This is a genomic window from Tenacibaculum sp. MAR_2010_89 (genome assembly GCF_900105985.1).
GTDB classification, from domain to species: Bacteria; Bacteroidota; Bacteroidia; order Flavobacteriales; family Flavobacteriaceae; genus Polaribacter; species Polaribacter halocynthiae.
In genome coordinates, this window is the sequence record NZ_FNUB01000005.1 from 3,143,480 (window position 1) to 3,159,887 (window position 16,408).

14 protein-coding genes are annotated in these 16,408 nt (G+C 29.2%); 5 read left to right on the top strand and 9 right to left on the bottom strand.

What is annotated here, in order from left to right:
• Position 1: 1 nt before the first annotated feature.
• Positions 2 to 1,390 carry a sensor histidine kinase gene (locus BLV71_RS17180; protein WP_093871735.1) on the bottom strand — a complete coding sequence of 463 codons (1,389 nt, stop codon included), beginning with the start codon at positions 1,388 to 1,390 and terminating at the stop codon, positions 2 to 4.
• 293 nt (positions 1,391 to 1,683) lie between these two features.
• Here BLV71_RS17180 and BLV71_RS17185 point away from each other — a divergent pair, with 293 nt between their 5' ends.
• Positions 1,684 to 4,083, top strand: a complete 2,400-nt coding sequence (locus BLV71_RS17185) for a DUF5916 domain-containing protein (protein ID WP_093871736.1) — start codon at positions 1,684 to 1,686, stop codon at positions 4,081 to 4,083.
• A gap of 37 nt (positions 4,084 to 4,120) precedes the next feature.
• Here BLV71_RS17185 and hemF read toward each other — a convergent pair whose 3' ends face one another.
• From hemF to hemA, 8 genes are all read right to left on the bottom strand, one after another.
• Positions 4,121 to 5,026, bottom strand: coding sequence for an oxygen-dependent coproporphyrinogen oxidase (gene hemF / locus BLV71_RS17190; RefSeq protein ID WP_093871737.1), 906 nt, complete (start codon positions 5,024 to 5,026; stop codon positions 4,121 to 4,123).
• Positions 5,027 to 5,053: 27 nt separating this feature from the next.
• Positions 5,054 to 5,800, bottom strand: coding sequence for an EI24 domain-containing protein (locus tag BLV71_RS17195; protein WP_093871738.1), 747 nt, complete (start codon positions 5,798 to 5,800; stop codon positions 5,054 to 5,056).
• 82 nt (positions 5,801 to 5,882) lie between these two features.
• Positions 5,883 to 6,500, bottom strand: a complete 618-nt coding sequence (locus tag BLV71_RS17200) for a TlpA family protein disulfide reductase (protein ID WP_093871739.1) — start codon at positions 6,498 to 6,500, stop codon at positions 5,883 to 5,885.
• Positions 6,501 to 6,539: 39 nt separating this feature from the next.
• Positions 6,540 to 7,565: a uroporphyrinogen decarboxylase gene (gene hemE / locus BLV71_RS17205; protein ID WP_093871740.1), complete on the bottom strand. Its 1,026-nt coding sequence runs from the start codon at positions 7,563 to 7,565 to the stop codon at positions 6,540 to 6,542.
• A 91-nt stretch (positions 7,566 to 7,656) separates the two neighbouring features.
• Complete coding sequence (gene hemL, locus BLV71_RS17210; protein WP_093871741.1) at positions 7,657 to 8,946, bottom strand: glutamate-1-semialdehyde 2,1-aminomutase; 1,290 nt, start codon at positions 8,944 to 8,946, stop codon at positions 7,657 to 7,659.
• 81 nt (positions 8,947 to 9,027) lie between these two features.
• A complete protein-coding gene (gene hemB, locus BLV71_RS17215) occupies positions 9,028 to 9,993 on the bottom strand; it encodes a porphobilinogen synthase (protein WP_093871742.1) in 966 nt (321 codons plus the stop codon).
• A 74-nt stretch (positions 9,994 to 10,067) separates the two neighbouring features.
• On the bottom strand, positions 10,068 to 11,654 hold the full coding sequence (gene hemC / locus BLV71_RS17220) for a hydroxymethylbilane synthase (RefSeq protein ID WP_093871743.1): 1,587 nt from the start codon (positions 11,652 to 11,654) through the stop codon (positions 10,068 to 10,070).
• Positions 11,638 to 12,903, bottom strand: coding sequence for a glutamyl-tRNA reductase (gene hemA, locus BLV71_RS17225; RefSeq protein WP_093871744.1), 1,266 nt, complete (start codon positions 12,901 to 12,903; stop codon positions 11,638 to 11,640). Before hemA ends, hemC begins: the two co-directional genes overlap by 17 nt.
• A gap of 210 nt (positions 12,904 to 13,113) precedes the next feature.
• Here hemA and BLV71_RS17230 point away from each other — a divergent pair, with 210 nt between their 5' ends.
• From BLV71_RS17230 to hemH, 4 genes are read left to right on the top strand one after another with little or no spacing between them, the layout of a single operon-like run.
• Positions 13,114 to 14,004 (top strand): helix-turn-helix domain-containing protein, encoded by an 891-nt coding sequence (locus tag BLV71_RS17230; RefSeq protein ID WP_093871745.1) that lies wholly within the window; start codon positions 13,114 to 13,116, stop codon positions 14,002 to 14,004.
• Positions 14,005 to 14,014: 10 nt separating this feature from the next.
• Positions 14,015 to 14,863 carry an alpha/beta hydrolase family protein gene (locus BLV71_RS17235; RefSeq protein WP_176974433.1) on the top strand — a complete coding sequence of 283 codons (849 nt, stop codon included), beginning with the start codon at positions 14,015 to 14,017 and terminating at the stop codon, positions 14,861 to 14,863.
• Complete coding sequence (locus BLV71_RS17240) at positions 14,864 to 15,379, top strand: TrmH family RNA methyltransferase (RefSeq protein ID WP_093871747.1); 516 nt, start codon at positions 14,864 to 14,866, stop codon at positions 15,377 to 15,379. It abuts the gene before it with no gap.
• Between the two features lie 6 nt (positions 15,380 to 15,385).
• Positions 15,386 to 16,408 (top strand): ferrochelatase, encoded by a 1,023-nt coding sequence (hemH, locus tag BLV71_RS17245; protein WP_093871748.1) that lies wholly within the window; start codon positions 15,386 to 15,388, stop codon positions 16,406 to 16,408.

Below are 16,408 nucleotides of genomic sequence, written 5' to 3' on the forward strand. Positions count from 1 at the left end.
TTTAAACTGGAATTTTAATTGTAAATGTAGTTCCTTTACCCTTTTCACTTTCAACAAGAATAGTTCCTTTATGAGCTTTAATAATTTGATTACTATAATAAAGCCCTAACCCTAAACCTTTAACATCATGTATTTCATTATTATCAACTCGATAAAATTTATCAAACAACAATTCTTGATTTTTCTTTGATATTCCAATTCCATTATCAACTATTGAAATACATAAATTCTTATTATTTTCTATCCTGCAACTTACATTAATTTTTGTTCCACCATATTTAACAGCATTTTCTAAAATATTAAATAAGGCAGTAGTTACAAAAAACTTATCAAGAGCAATTTTGTTTTTTAAACTACAATCTCTTTCAAAGCTATTTTTTTTACTTTCAACAGATAATAAAAAATCGTTCAACACTGTATTTAAATACTGATCTATAACTATTGTTTGCTTACTTAAGCTTATTTCATGATAACCTAAACTATTATTTAACACTTGATCTATTAATTTCTGTAAACGAGTATTTTGCCTCTCAATTGTATTTATTACTGAGTCGATGACTACTGGCTTATTCTTCACTTCTTCTTTTTTCAGCATTTTTGTTGCTAACGATAATGTTGCTAGCGGTGTTTTTAATTCATGGGTTATATTATTAATGAAATCTGTTTTTATATCTGCATTTTTCTTCTGAGTGATTAATGATTTAATTGAATAATATAACAATGCTATAACCACTAAAAATATTAACAACGATAAAATCAATATTAATTTCATTTTACCCAAAACTATAACTTCCCACTTATCAATATTTATATAGTCTCTACTTTCAAAATGAAGTTCATAACTAACACTTAGCTCTTTTTTATTTATTTCTCTAGAAAAAGAACGCTCAGTATGCCAATAAGAATTACTTACTTGTAACTCTTTCAAGTTTTCGAATTCTGAACCTAACAACTTAAAATCTGGGTTGTTTTTTCCTTTAAAAATTGTATCTTTTTTTCTTTCTATAACTAAAGTGATATTTTTTAAAACTTTATGAAACTTTAGATTATATCCTAATTTTTTTTTCTTTAGTTCTTCATTATATGCTTCTATATACAAAGGGTTTATTGAATCTGTTATTCTTCTTAACTCATTAACAACTTCTTTTTTTGTTAAGTTATTTAGGCTGTATTCATCCAATTTATCCATAAAGAATGTCTTCCATTTTATATTTAATGAATCTAAACCTGGAGTATAATCATCAATTTTAGAGATAGCTTCTTTAGCTTTATTTATAAAATTCTCTTTCTTTAAATCATAAGTGTTCTTTATAAGTGTACCTTGAATTACTGATAAAGCAAGTAAACTTATAATTGAAACTATAATTAATCTGGTTATTTTATTTTTCATTTATTACTCTATACATCTGGAATTTTTCACTAATCTTTTACTCGATTACAATGTGTATCCCTTTTTATCTACATCAAAAATATCAATAAACAAGTAACTGCATAAATAAAACTTCTTTATTAACCGTTCATTAACCTTGAAACTATTACTAGATAAGGGTTTATGTAAAAAGAGAGTAAATATTAACAAAACTTCTATATATCAATAAAACATTAACCTTCTCTTTAACCCTGTATTAACCAGCTTACTTATAGATCCTTCACATCTTTGCTTCATAATTAAAAGCTACAATTATGAATTTTAAAATGCTCACGTTTGTTTTTCTATTATACTCTTTAGGAATATATGCTCAAAAATCAATTACTACAAATACCATTTCACAACATATAAAAATAGATGGCTTATTAAACGAGGATACTTGGAAAACTCATCTAAAAAAAGTTCAATTAAAACAACTAAGTCCTAATAACGGAAATTTACATTCAAATGCTTCAAAAATTGCCATTACAAATGATGATTCTTTTTTTTATATAGCTGCAGAATTATCATCTCCATCGATTACCAATATATTAACTTCTAGAGATGATGTTGGTACCTCTGATTACTTTGGGTTTATGATAGATTTATTTGGTGCCAACAGAGAAGCTTGGGCATTTTTAGTAACTCCAGCAAATGTACAAACAGATATTAAACTAACTCCTAATGGAAATTACGGAGAATGGAATGCAGTATGGGAAAGTGCTGTAAAAATATATGATGATAAATGGACTATAGAACTTAAAATTCCTTTTAATAGTTTACGTTTCCCTAAAAAAGACTTTTCAAACATTACAATTAATTTTGAACGTTTTGATGCAGTTAACAATGAAAATTCTTTTTGGAATTACATTAATCCAAACATTAATGGCCTTTTAAATCAGTTTGGTGACCTTAAAGGTTTAAAAAACGTAAGTCCTCCTATAAATTTATCATTTAACCCTTTTGTTTCAATGATTAATGAGAAAACCCCTAACAAACTAAATACCTACACTTTTACTGGAGGACTTGATTTAAAATATGTACATAATAATGCATATACTATTGATGTTTCTTTAATTCCTGATTTTAGTCAAGCCTTGTCCGATAATCAGGTTTTTAACCTTTCACCTTTCGAAATTAGATTTAATGAAAACAGACAGTTTTTTGTTGAAGGAGCTGAAATTTTTGATAAAGGAGGCTATTTATATACACGTAGAATTGGAGGAACTCCAGTCAATAAAAATAATTTTAATATTGAAAAAAATGAAGAAATAATAAACAATCCTATATCTTCAAATATCATAAACTTATTAAAATTTACTGGGAAAACTGAAAAAGGGTTATCTATTGGTATATTAAATGGTATTACAAGTAAAAGTGAGGCAACTGTTAAGAATACAGTAACCAATGAAACTATGAATATTGAAACCAATCCGTTAACTAACTATAATTCAATTGTAATTGATAAAACTTTAAAAAACAATTCGTTTTTAACTTTTATAAACAATTCAGTAATTAGAAATGGAAATACTTATGATTCAAATTTAAGTGCGTTACTATACAGATGGTATAATAAAAAAAGGACGTATTCTATGTACTTTAAAAAAGCCCTTTCTCAAAAATATTATGCTAATTTAGAGAATCAATTTGGTCATGAATATTATGCTTCATTATCAAAAATAAGTGGAAAATGGACAGGAAACGTTTCTTTTTATTTGTTAGATGATACTTTTGATAATAATGACTTTGGATATCTTCCTAGAAACAACCAATTAACATTAAAATCAAATATAACTTACAATAATAATAATCCTAAAAAAACATTTTCTCAATATCGAATTAATTTACAGCATTCTCGTAAATATTATTATACTTTATTAGAAAATGAACAAACATATTATAAATTAAATACGAGTGCTACTTTTAAAAAAAATAATCATAAAGCCTATGCTGTATTTACCTATGCTGAAAAAGGTAAAAACTTTTACGAACCACGTCTTAAAGATAGATATTTTAACAAACCCGGTTTTACTGAAACAGTGTTAGAATATCAAACTAATAGAAATAAAAATTTATATTTTGCTGCTTATTTTGTTGCTGTGAATTATTTGAATTCTGATATATACACCAATGAAATTGTAACAGGATATGGGGTAAGATGCCGTTTAGGACAACACTTATTTTTTAAATTAGAACAAGATTTAACAAAGAACCCAAGTAGTGCTGGATACATAACTCAACAAGGAAGTGATATTATTTTTGGTAAGCGTAGTATTAAAGAACTTACAAACTCATTACATGTAAATTATGCTATAAACGCTAAACTAAACATATCAACAAGGCTACGTCATTATTGGATTCAGGTAGATTATGATAAACAATTTACATTATTAAACGATGGAAATTTAACTACCAATAATTACACTATTAATCCAAATAACTATGATGAAAACTACAATAACTTTACTATTGATTTTATCGCTAAATGGCAATTTGCTCCTGCTAGTGAAATTAGTTTAGGGTACAAATTAGGTTCAAATTTTTATAATAATGATGTAAAGTCTTCTTATTTCAGTAATTTAAAATCAACCTTAAAAGAAGACAGTAGTAATACTATGTCATTAAAAATGACTTACTTTTTAGATTTCAATAAAATAAAAGAAAAACTTTTTTAACTAAAAAAGCTCATTAACTATAGTTAATGAGCTTTTTTTATTGTACCCATTGTTTAGGAGTTGCTAAAACTGACAAAAGTTTAGCTTCTTCTGAATTTTCTTCAGGATGATGATTATATTTCCATTGAACTACTGGAGGTAAACTCATTAAAATACTTTCTATACGACCATTCGTTTTTAAACCAAACAACGTTCCTCTATCATGTACTAAATTAAACTCTACATAACGTCCTCTCCTTACCTCTTGCCAATCTTTATGTTCCTTTTGATATTCTATAGCCTTTCTTTTCTCAACAATTGGCACATATGAATTCAAAAAACTATTTCCAACTTCAGTTACAAACTTATATCTGTCTTGGATAGAAAACTTTTCATTCTCCTTTAAATAGTCAAAAAATAACCCTCCTATACCTCTTGCTTCATTTCTATGAGCATTCCAAAAATAATTATCACAAGTTTCTTTAAACTTAGGATAAAAAGATTCATCATGCTTATCACAAGCCTCTTTACATACTGAATGAAAATGAACAGCATCTTCATCGAATAAATAATAAGGAGTTAAATCTTGTCCACCTCCAAACCATTGAGTTACTATTTCTCCTTTCGAATCATACATCTCAAAATAACGCCAATTAGCATGAACAGTAGGTACAAATGGGTTTATTGGATGTAGTACTAAACTTAAACCACATGCAAAAAAATTTCCTTCTTCTACTCCAAACTGTTTTCTTAAAACTTCTGGTAATTCACCATGTACAGCAGATATGTTTACACCTCCTTTTTCAAAAACGTTTCCGTTTTCAATTACACGAGTTCTACCTCCACCACCTTCTGCTCTTTTCCATAAATCTTCTTGAAACTTAGCTTTTCCATCTACTTCCTCTAATTTAGAAGTTATAGTATCTTGTAACCTTTCTATATATGCGTAAAAAGTATCTTTCATTTTTGTAATCTTAAAAGGCAAAAATAACTATTCTGTTAATTCCTTTACTCTAATTTCTTTAATAGTTTCAGTGGTTGCTGCTGTAACTGATAATGGTAACACTAATATAACACCTACTATTGGGATTAATAAAAAAAGTATAAATACAATTCCATTACCTATTGCTAGTCCTTTATGTTTTTTTACAAACTCAACACTCTCTTTGTATTTTAAATGACGTTCAAGTGTGTAATCCATATTTCCAAACCCAGCATAATAAGCCTGCATTAAAAACAGAATAACTGTAGAAAATATACCTATTATTGGTATTAAGCTTAATAATAAAATTGGTATTGTTAATAATAACTCCTTAGTTAAATTTCTTACATTAATTCTTATCCCCCTTACAAGTTGTTCTTGAAATGATGTTTTTCTATGCGAATGATTTTTTCCTTTATAATACTCTTCAATTTTTTCAGAAACTGGACTCATAAATGGTGCTGAAAGTGCCATAACAACATGTTTATACAAAACAAGGCCGACTACTAAAATCAATAATCCGCTAAAAAAAGTACTAATAACTTCAAATGCTCCCTTTCCAAATTCCCATTGCCAAATATTAGAAATATAATGACCAATATTATCTGATAAAGAATAGGCCAAGAAGCCAATTAAACTAGCAGTTAAAACACTAATAATTATAGGAATAGTAAAAAACCTCCATAGCTTTAGTTTTGATATTAATTGAAAAGCTCCAAAGTATGCTCTTACCCCTCTAAATATATTTTGAATCATAACCACAATTTATTTTGATATAAAAATACAAACCTCTTTCTATATATAGAAAGAGGTTTGTATTTTTTGTAAAAATTTACTATTACTGTAAAACAGGCTTAAGAAATTCTTCTAATTGCTTTTCATTTATTTTGTTTACTTCATCCCATCCCATTTTTTTAGACGGCGATGCAGCTCCCCTTTTAAAGTTAATTATTTGCTTATCTTTTGAAATTAAATATGCAGTAGGATAATCTAACTTATGGATAAATCCATTAATTGTTACTGTAGATTTATCTGAATTCTCTTCTGAAGAAGCTACTAACTGTATTCTTTTATCTAATTTTTTAGCCATTCTTTCAGCTCCTTTTTTCTGATCCCAGAAAAGCATAACGAACTCCATTTGTCCATTATATTTCTCAACCATTTTATTAAGAGCAGGTATTTCTCCCCAACAAGGAGCACACCAGGTTGCAGCAACTATTAATAAAATTGGTTTATCAACTTTATCAGTGCTTATAACTTTTCCATCAATTGTAGTAAAATCGTAATTAGATACATATTTACCTTTTACACAATTTTCAACAATGTCATTTAGCATAGCTGCATCTTTACTAGGGCTAACTATACAATCATTAACTGCATCTTTATAAAATTCTTTTGCTTGGGAAAAGCTAATTTGAACAGTTAAGGTTAATAATACAAGTAATAATTTCTTCATGATTAATTATTTAAGGGGCTGTAATATATTAAATAATATTTAAATTTTATATTCTTTTACCGCGTCAATAAATGCTTTTGCATTTTCTAACGGAATATTAGGTAAAATTCCATGCCCCAAGTTAACAATATATTTGTCTTTACCAAACTCATTTATCATTTGGTTTACCATTTTTTTTATTTCAGCCGGTGGAGACAGTAATCTAGAGGGGTCAAAATTACCTTGCAATGTAATATTTCCACCTGTTAAATAACGAGCATTTCTTGCAGAACATGTCCAATCTACTCCTAGGGCTGACGCGTTTGACTTGGCCATTTTATCTAACGCAAACCAACATCCTTTACCAAAAGCAATCACTGGAGCATCATCTTTTAATGCTTCTATTATTTGATTAATGTACTGCCATGAAAATTCTTGATAATCAGTTGGAGATAACATTCCTCCCCATGAATCAAAAACCTGTACAGCATTTACACCTGCCTTTACCTTTGCTTTTAAATAAGCTATTGTGGTCTCTGTTATCTTAGTAAGCAATTCATGTGCCAAAATTGGTTGCGTAAAACAAAACTCTTTTGCTTTATCGAAGTTTTTAGAACCCTGACCTTGTACCATATAACATAAAATTGTCCATGGAGAGCCCGCAAACCCTATCAAAGGTATTTCGTCGTTTAATTTTTCTTTAGTTGCCTTAATAGCCTCCATAACATACCCTAATTCTTCATTTACATCTGGTACAATTACCTGATCTAAACTTTTTCTGTCTCTAATTGGGTTTGGTAAATATGGTCCAAAATCTGGTTTCATTTGAACCTCTACATTCATTGCTTGAGGCACAACTAAAATATCTGAAAATAAGATAGCGGCATCCATTCCGTATCTTCTAATTGGCTGTACTGTTATTTCTGAAGCTAGCTCAGGAGTTCTACAACGCGTAAAGAAATCATACTTTTTTCTAATCTCAATAAACTCTGGTAAATATCTCCCCGCTTGACGCATCATCCATACCGGTGGACGATCAACTGTTTCACCTTTTAAGGCTCTTAAAAATAAATCGTTTTTTATCATTTTATATCTCTACGTCATTACGAATATAATAAAGTATTTTTATTTTTATAAATATACTTTTGTTTGCTTTATTAGTAACAACTATTTTTTATTACATTTTTGACACTGCTTCCATTGATTTATCAATGGCTTGAGTTATTTTTTGAATATCTTTTTCTGAAATTGCTGAAGATAAAAACCAAGCTTCAAATTGAGAAGGTGGTAAAAACACCCCATTTTTTATCATTTCCCAAAAGAATACTGCAAACTTTTTAGTATCTGAAGTTTGTGCTTCTTCAAAATTTGTTACTTTTTTAGAAGAAAAGAATGGATTTATCATAGATCCAAATCTATTTACGGTAATTTCAACACCATATTTCTTTGCTGATTCTAATAAGAAAACTTCAATAATCTGTGCTATTTCATTAAACTTCTCGTATGGGTTTTGCTTTTTTAACTCTGTTAAAGTTGAAATTCCTGCAGCCATAGCAATTGGGTTTCCACTCAAAGTTCCTGCTTGATACATTCCTCCTAGTGGTGCCACCATTTCCATGATTTCATTTCGAGCGCCATATGCTCCTACTGGGAAACCTCCTCCTATTACTTTTCCTAAACAAGTAATATCAGCTTCTACATCAAATAACTCTTGTGCTCCTCCGAATTTAGAACGGAAACCAGTCATAACTTCATCTACAATTAATAAAGCTCCTTTACTTTCTAAATATTCTTTTAATTCTTTTAAAAAGTTATTTTGAGGAGTTACTACTCCCATATTACCAGCAACAGGTTCTAAAATAACTCCTGCAATATCATCATGAGCTTCAAAATGTGCTTTCACACTTTCGATATCATTATAATTAGCTATTAAAGTATTTTTAACTGCTCCTTCTGGTACGCCTTTACTTCCTGGTAAACTTAATGTAGCTAAACCAGAACCAGCTGCTACTAATAAAGCATCTTGATGCCCATGATAACAACCTGCAAATTTGATTACTTTGTCTTTACCTGTAAAAGCTCTTGCTAAACGTATTCCACTTAATACCGCTTCGGTTCCTGAATTTACAAAACGAACTTTATCCATTCCTGGAAAAGCATCACAAACAATTTTAGCTAATTTAATTTCGTTACTTGTTGAAGCTCCAAACGAGTATCCGTTTTTTAATGCCTTTGTTATTGATTTTTGTACTTTTTTATGACGATGTCCTAAAATCATAGGTCCGTACGATAATACTAAATCAACATATGTATTGCCATCAACATCTATTATTTTACTTCCTTTTGCTTTTTTTATGAATAAAGGGTTTCCTCCTACTGAAGAAAATGCACGAACAGGAGAATTTACAGCTCCTACTAAATTTTCTAATCCTTTATTATATAGTTTTTGTGATTTTTTAAATTTCATCTTTAATATTTTTAGTCGCTACTTAATGGATTAAGTAATCTTTACATAAAGATTACTTTGTCATTCTTCCTTGTAATGACATTATTTTTTCAGTAATAATTTTGCAGCTTCCTTAGCAAAATAAGTAATAATAATATCAGCACCTGCTCTTTTCATTGACAGTAAACTTTCCATCATTACTCGTTCACCATCAATCCAGCCTTTTTCAGCAGCTGCTTTTACCATGGCATACTCACCACTTACATTATAACAAGCAATTGGTCTGTCAAAATTATTTTTTAAATCTCTAATTATATCTAAATACGATAATGCTGGTTTCACCATTAAAATATCAGCTCCTTCTTGATCATCAAAAGTAGCTTCTCGCATTCCTTCATCTCTGTTTGAAGGATCCATTTGGTAAGTTCTTCTGTCTCCAAATGAAGGTGATGAATCTACAGCTTCTCTAAACGGACCATAAAATGCTGAAGAATATTTTACCGAATATCCCATTATTGGTAAATTTGGAAAACCTGTATTATCTAGAGATTCGCGCATCATTGCAATAGTACCATCCATCATTCCTGATGGTGCTACCATATCTGCACCTGCCCTTGCATGAGAAACAGTTTGCTTTGCTAGATTTACTAATGTTGCATCATTATCTACATCATTATTATGAATCACACCACAATGACCATGTGATGTATACTCACAAAAACACACATCTGTAATTACATATAAACTTGGATAGTTTTTTTTGATAAACCGGATTGCTTGTTGCATAATTCCGTTATCATTCCAAGTTTCTGTTCCTACATCATCTTTCTTTGAAGGTATTCCAAATAATAATACTGCTGGAATATTCAAAGTAACTACTTCTTCTAATTCTTTTGAAATAGTATCTAGTGAATACCTTTTAATTCCTGGCATTGATGGAATTTCAGATTCTATACCAGTTCCTTCTTCAATAAATAGAGGATAAATAAAATCATCAACAGACAATTTAGTTTCTCTAACTAATCTTCGAATCCCCTCTGATTTCCTAAGTCTTCTAGTTCTAAACATTATAAATCTAGTTATAAAAACACAAAAAAGATAAAAGAAGCATGTACTCTTTTATCTTTTTAATGTTTGTTTTATTATTTTTTTGCGAAGTGTAAATTTACAAGTTCCAAAACACTTTCTACTGTTGGTAATTTAGCTACTTGTACTTCTTCAAAATATTTTTGTGCTTCCTTAGCTGTAGTTTCGCCTATACAAAATGCCACTTTATTTGGTTCATTTTTTTCCATATAGCTCTCTACGGTTGATGGACTATAGAACAATACTCCATTTACTTTACTATCTACCTTAACCGAACTATATGTTGTTTTATAAGCTTCTACTTCGTTTACTTTTATATCATTTGCATTTAGAATAGCTGTTAAGGTATCTAAACGTAAATTACTACAGAAATAAGTAACCTCCTCTATTTTTAAAAAACCTGCTAAATATTCAGCTAATTTTTTAGCATTTTTTTCAACATGTGTAACTTTACCTATTCGTTGTTCAATTAGTTTTTTAGTTCTTCTTCCAACACAGTAAATATTTTTAAACTGTAGTTCTTCTTTTGTAAAATTGTGTAAAATTGCTTCTACTCCATTTTTACTTGTTATAACTACATTTTCAATTTCTTTTTTAATTACTTTAGGAGCAATACGGTTAAATCTAATTTTTATAAAATCACTATCCTCAGTACTAACTGTAGTTGGTAATAGTTTTTTTTGTATTTCAGATAGTTTTTTAGTTGAATAAATTGAAAACTCCTTTTCAATTCCTTCATCTTCTAGCATTATTAACTTCCCTCCTTTTTCAATAATATGAGTAGCACAATCTTTTGCTAAAAATTTATGTCTTCCTAATGGAACTTTTTTGCTTATTTCTATTTTCTTACTACCATCTCTACTTAATAAAACTCCTTTGAAATTTATTTCTTTTTCTACTTCATTTATATAAGCTAAAGCACCAATAGGCGCAGTACAACCACCTTCTAAACGGTTTAAAAACTCACGTTCAATTGTTGTACAAGTTTCAGTATCTCTATCATTAATTTGTTCACACGCATCTTTTGAAAAAGTATCCTCATCTAAAACAGTTACCATAATAGCTCCTTGAGCTGGTGCGGGTACCATCCATGATAAAGAAATAGCTCCTTGCGGTCTTTTCCCTAAACGTTCAAGCCCAGCAGCAGCAAAAACTGCTCCATTCCATTCATTAGCATCTACCTTTTCTAAACGAGTATTTACGTTTCCTCTTAAATCAACAACATTATGAGTAGGATAACGATTTAACCATTGTGCTTTTCTTCGTAAACTTCCAGTAGCTATGGTACCTTCTTTTTGCCCCATAAATTCTTCAGTATCTTTTAATACTAAAACATCATTATGGTTTGCTCGTTTTAAAACAGCTACTTGCACTATTCCTTCTGGTAAAACAGTAGGTACATCTTTCATTGAATGTACAGCTATATCTATATCTCCATTCATCATAGCTATATCAAGGTTTTTTGTAAAAATACCTGTAATACCTAATTCATATAAAGGTTTATCAAGAATGATATCTCCTGTTGATTTTATAGGTACTATTTGGGTTTGGTATCCTAATTCCTCTAACTCTTTTCTTACTTTGTTAGCTTGCCATAAGGCTAGTTCACTTTCTCGTGTACCTATTCTAATTATCTTCTGCATCTACTTGTTGTAAAGTTGTTCCAAAAACCCTTGACATTACTTCTATACTTTGGTTAATTGAAGTTTTTTCGTCTTTTAAGTGTTTTACGAATTGTGTAGTTATTTTTTGTATAAATCTTGATGTTATTACTTCAGCTTGAGTTTCATCAAAATCTTGAATTTTTTTCTTGTGAAAATTAATTTCATCTTTTTGAATAGTTAACAATGATTGTTTTAATGCATTAATAGCTGGTGTAAACCTTCTATGATTTAACCATTCGTTAAACTCTTCTTTATAAATTTCTATGATATTCTCTGCTACAGGTACTTCTTGCTGGCGAACAGCTAATGTTTCATCTGTTATTTTAGAAAGTTCATCAACATTAACTAAAGTAACATTACTTAAACTTGCAACTTCATCAGATACATTAGCTGGCATTGATAAATCTAGAATCAATAACTTTTTATCAGAAACGTGGTTCTTTGTTATAGTAGGTATATCTGCCCCGGTAGAAACTACTAAAACATCTGTATTACTAACTTCTTCTGTTAAATTTTCATATTTTGCTTGCCTAATTAAAGGATGCTCTTTAACAAAGTCTTCTGTTTTTTGAGCTGTTCTATTAATTAAACTAACTGTTTTGTTTCGGGTATACTCTGCTAAGTTTTTACAGGTATGCTTACCCATTTTACCTAAACCAAATACTAAAATATTTTTAGTATTATAATCTGGTAGATTTTTTATTAAATATTGAACAGCAGCATAAGATACTGAAGTAGTACCTGAACTTAATTTAGTTTCATTTTTAACTCGCTTGCTTGCTTGCATTACACAATTTAACAAACGCTCTAAATAAGCATTTGTAGTTCCAGCTTCTTTAGCTTGTTTAAAAGCTTGACGTAATTGGCCAACTATTTCATAGTCACCCAAAATTTGACTATCCAAACCTGTCCCCATTCTAAACAAATGCTGAATTGCATCTTGGTTCTTGTTTACATAAGAAACTTTAGCAAAATCTTCAACTGATCCGTTTGAGTGCTTACATAACATACTTATTAATTGAAAAGGATGTTCTGCAAATCCTGTTATTTCAGTTCTGTTACATGTAGAAAGCACAAAAAGTTCACCTAAGCCTCTTTCTTTTGCGTCTTGCAAAAGAGCTAGTTGATTTTCTTTTGACAGTGAAAACTTTCCTCGTGTATTAGCGTCTGCTTTTACATAGCTAACGCCGATATTATAAAATTTAGTAGGTCTATTATCTGTATCCATTAAAATCTTCTTCCAAAAAACATTCAAAAATATAAAGTTTAACTCGTTAAAAGTATCGCTAAAAGAACTTTTAATGTCGTTTCAAGATTTTTAAGTATTTATTCACTAAAACTTCCTAAAAATGCTTAATTTTGCAGTAATTCCTACTATTCAGAGTGTTGTAATATAGAACCATTCTAAATAGATTTAATTTAACTAAACTTCTTGCATATGTCAAAAAACGTCGCAGAAAGTACTTTTAGAGAAATTACTCTTGAAAACGGTTTTTTTGTTTTAAAATTTCAAAATAACTCAGACAAAACTGAGTTTTACAAAAGAGATATAGACAACTCTTATATACAGTTACATTATTGTGTAAAAGGCAATTGCAAGTTTCATTTTAACAATAACAACTACACTTTTAATGTACTTGATAAGCATTCTATATTCTTATACAACCCACAACAAAAATTACCTATAAATTTAGAAATATTACCAAAAACTTCTTTAGTTTCAGTTTTAATATCTATTGAAAAATTTCATTCATTTTTTTCAAAAGAAGCTGGGTACATTCCTTTTTTAAGCGATGATAATAAGAATAAAAAATACTATGATAACACACAAATTAATAATAATGTACTACTAGTTTTACAGCAAATTTTCGCTGCAAAAAATCACAGTTCAATGAGAGATCTTTATATAAAAGGAAAAACTTATGAACTACTAAGTTTACATTTTGATAGTGGCAAAAATACCGACGATGAATATTGTCCTTTTTTGGTTGATGATCGTGAAGTATTGAAAATTAGAAAAGCTAAAGACATTATAATTTCTCGAATGAGTGAGCCGCCTAGTTTACAAGAACTATCAAATGAGGTTGGTTTAAATTTAAAAAAACTAAAAGAAGGTTTTAAACAAATATATGGAGATACCGTTTATAGTTTTTTATTCGATTATAAAATGGAGCATGCCCGTAAACTTTTAGAGAGCAACCAATACAATGTTAATGAAGTTGGATTACAAGTTGGTTACAGTACATCTAGCCATTTTATAGCTGCTTTTAAAAAGAAGTTTGGTACCACACCCAAACAATATGTAATGAACCTAAATCAACTAAACTAATTTTTTAATATTGAATACTTCTAAGCAGTTTAATTTAAATACACCTCTTGGACATCAGATTACTATTACTGAGTTTCCTACTATTAATAGTAACAACATTGTTATTATTTTATCTGCTACTGGAGTATTACAAACATATTACTATAAGTTTTCTAAATTTTTACAAACAAACAACCATACAGTTTACACCTTTGATTATAGTGGTATTGGTCAATCAAAAACCAAACCTCTTACTCAATTTAACACAACCGTTTCTAATTGGGCGACTAACGATATCGAAACCGTTTTTCAACATATTAAAAAACAACATCCTACAAAAAACATTAAATGCATAGGCCATAGTTTAGGAGGTCAATTATTAGGCTTAGTTCCTTCTAATAAAATTTTGGATACCGTTATATTAGTCGCATCACAAACAAATCATTATTCTTTTTGGAATAATTTTAATAAAGCAAGAGTCTTTTTTAACTGGTTTGTGATTTTTCCTTTTTTTACTACTTTTTTCAAGTATTTCCCCAGTAAATCTTTCATTAAAATGGAGAATTTACCAAGAAATGTAGCTCGTGAGTTTAGTAAATGGTCTCAACAGAAAAATTATTATTTTGATTTAAAAGTAAGTAATGAACTTTTTCATCACCAAATTTCATCTAAATTAATTGGCTACAGTTGTACAAATGATAAGTTTGCACCAAAGCAAGCTGTAGATTGGATGATGTTAAAATACAAAAATGCAAAACTTACACGTAAACACCTAGTTCCAAGTGATTATGATGTACAAAAAATAGGTCATTTTGGTTTTTTTAGATCACATTTTAAAAACTCTATTTGGCAAGAATTCTTAACAGATTTAAAAACATAAATGAAACAACTAACTCATTACGACATAACTAATACGGAAAAGAATTTTCCAATTACCATTGTATGTGACGCTATACGGACTCCTGAAAATATTGGTATGTGTTTTAGAATCGCTGAAAGTTTTGGTGTTTCTAAAATTTATTTACATGAAAGTTCTCCTACTTCAGAAAACAGAATTGTAAAAAAAACTGCCAGAAATACAATTGAACAAATTGATTATGAATCATACACTAATTTTTCTTCTTTAATTAGTGATTTAAAAAACCAAGGGAATACTATTATTGGTATTGAAATTACCGATGAAAGTATAAATATTAGCGATTATGATTTTAAATCTCATCAAAAAATTGTGTTACTTTTGGGTAGTGAAAGACATGGCATTAAAGATATTGACATTGCCGATGCAACAGTAGCTATACCGATGTATGGAAGAAATTCTTCTATGAATGTAATACATAGCTTGTCTATTACTTTATATGAAGTAACGAATCAATTAACAAAAACTACAAACTCATAAACTCAAATAATGAAAGGAGTATTATTAGTAAATTTAGGATCACCAGAAAGTACAGACCCAAAGGATGTAAAAAAATATTTAGGTGAATTTTTAATGGATGAACGTGTTATTGATGTTCCGTATTGGTTTCGTTCATTCTTAGTAAAAGGAATTATATTAAATACTAGACCAAAAAAATCAGCTGCAGCATATCAAAAAATATGGTGGAAAGAAGGATCTCCTTTAATTGTTTTATCTGAAAGATTACAACAAAAAGTTCAAGAAAAAACAACACTTCCTGTTGGTTTAGCAATGCGATATGGTAGCATGTCTATAAAAAAAGGCTTGCAAGAATTATATGATAAAGGTGTTAGAGATGTACAGCTAATTCCTCTATACCCACAATTTGCAATGGCAACTACCGAAACTATTGTTGTATTAGCCGAAGAATTACGTGCTGAATTTTTTCCTGACATGAAAATCACTGATGTTCCTGCTTTTTATCAAAAACCAGAATACATTAAAGCACTTTCTAATAGCATCAAAGAATATTTAGCTGATAAAGATTATGATCATTTATTATTTTCTTACCATGGTGTACCTGAACGTCATATTAGAAAATCTGACATTACAAAATCTCATTGTAAAATTGATGGTAGCTGTTGTAATAAACCTTCTCCTGCTCATGAATTTTGTTACAGACATCAATGTTTCCAAACTACAAAAAATGTAATTTCAGAACTAGGATTAGATGAAAATACGGTTTCTACATCTTTTCAATCTCGCTTAGGTGTTGATCCTTGGTTACAACCATATACTGACAGAACTATAGTTAAGAAAGCTGAAAAAGATGGTATCAAAAAATTAGCTATTGTTACTCCTGCATTTGTTTCTGATTGCTTAGAAACCCTAGAAGAAATAGCTATGGAGGGTAAACATGAGTTTTTAGAAGCCGGAGGAGAAGAATTTTATACAGTTCCCTGTATTAACGATAACGATGAATGGGTAGATGTACTTAGTGGCTGGATTAATGATTTTAATAATAATTAA

What these genes read in the sequence shown, in the direction of transcription:
- hemA (WP_093871744.1), bottom strand. Translation starts at nt 12,903, where the DNA reads ATGGATACAGATAATAGACCTACTAAATTTTATAATATCGGCGTTAGC.
- hemB (WP_093871742.1), bottom strand. Translation starts at nt 9,993, where the DNA reads ATGTTTAGAACTAGAAGACTTAGGAAATCAGAGGGGATTCGAAGATTA.
- BLV71_RS17185 (WP_093871736.1), top strand. Translation starts at nt 1,684, where the DNA reads ATGAATTTTAAAATGCTCACGTTTGTTTTTCTATTATACTCTTTAGGA.
- BLV71_RS17230 (WP_093871745.1), top strand. Translation starts at nt 13,114, where the DNA reads ATGTCAAAAAACGTCGCAGAAAGTACTTTTAGAGAAATTACTCTTGAA.
- hemC (WP_093871743.1), bottom strand. Translation starts at nt 11,654, where the DNA reads ATGCAGAAGATAATTAGAATAGGTACACGAGAAAGTGAACTAGCCTTA.
- hemF (WP_093871737.1), bottom strand. Translation starts at nt 5,026, where the DNA reads ATGAAAGATACTTTTTACGCATATATAGAAAGGTTACAAGATACTATA.
- BLV71_RS17200 (WP_093871739.1), bottom strand. Translation starts at nt 6,500, where the DNA reads ATGAAGAAATTATTACTTGTATTATTAACCTTAACTGTTCAAATTAGC.
- BLV71_RS17195 (WP_093871738.1), bottom strand. Translation starts at nt 5,800, where the DNA reads ATGATTCAAAATATATTTAGAGGGGTAAGAGCATACTTTGGAGCTTTT.
- BLV71_RS17240 (WP_093871747.1), top strand. Translation starts at nt 14,864, where the DNA reads ATGAAACAACTAACTCATTACGACATAACTAATACGGAAAAGAATTTT.
- hemE (WP_093871740.1), bottom strand. Translation starts at nt 7,565, where the DNA reads ATGATAAAAAACGATTTATTTTTAAGAGCCTTAAAAGGTGAAACAGTT.
- hemL (WP_093871741.1), bottom strand. Translation starts at nt 8,946, where the DNA reads ATGAAATTTAAAAAATCACAAAAACTATATAATAAAGGATTAGAAAAT.
- BLV71_RS17180 (WP_093871735.1), bottom strand. Translation starts at nt 1,390, where the DNA reads ATGAAAAATAAAATAACCAGATTAATTATAGTTTCAATTATAAGTTTA.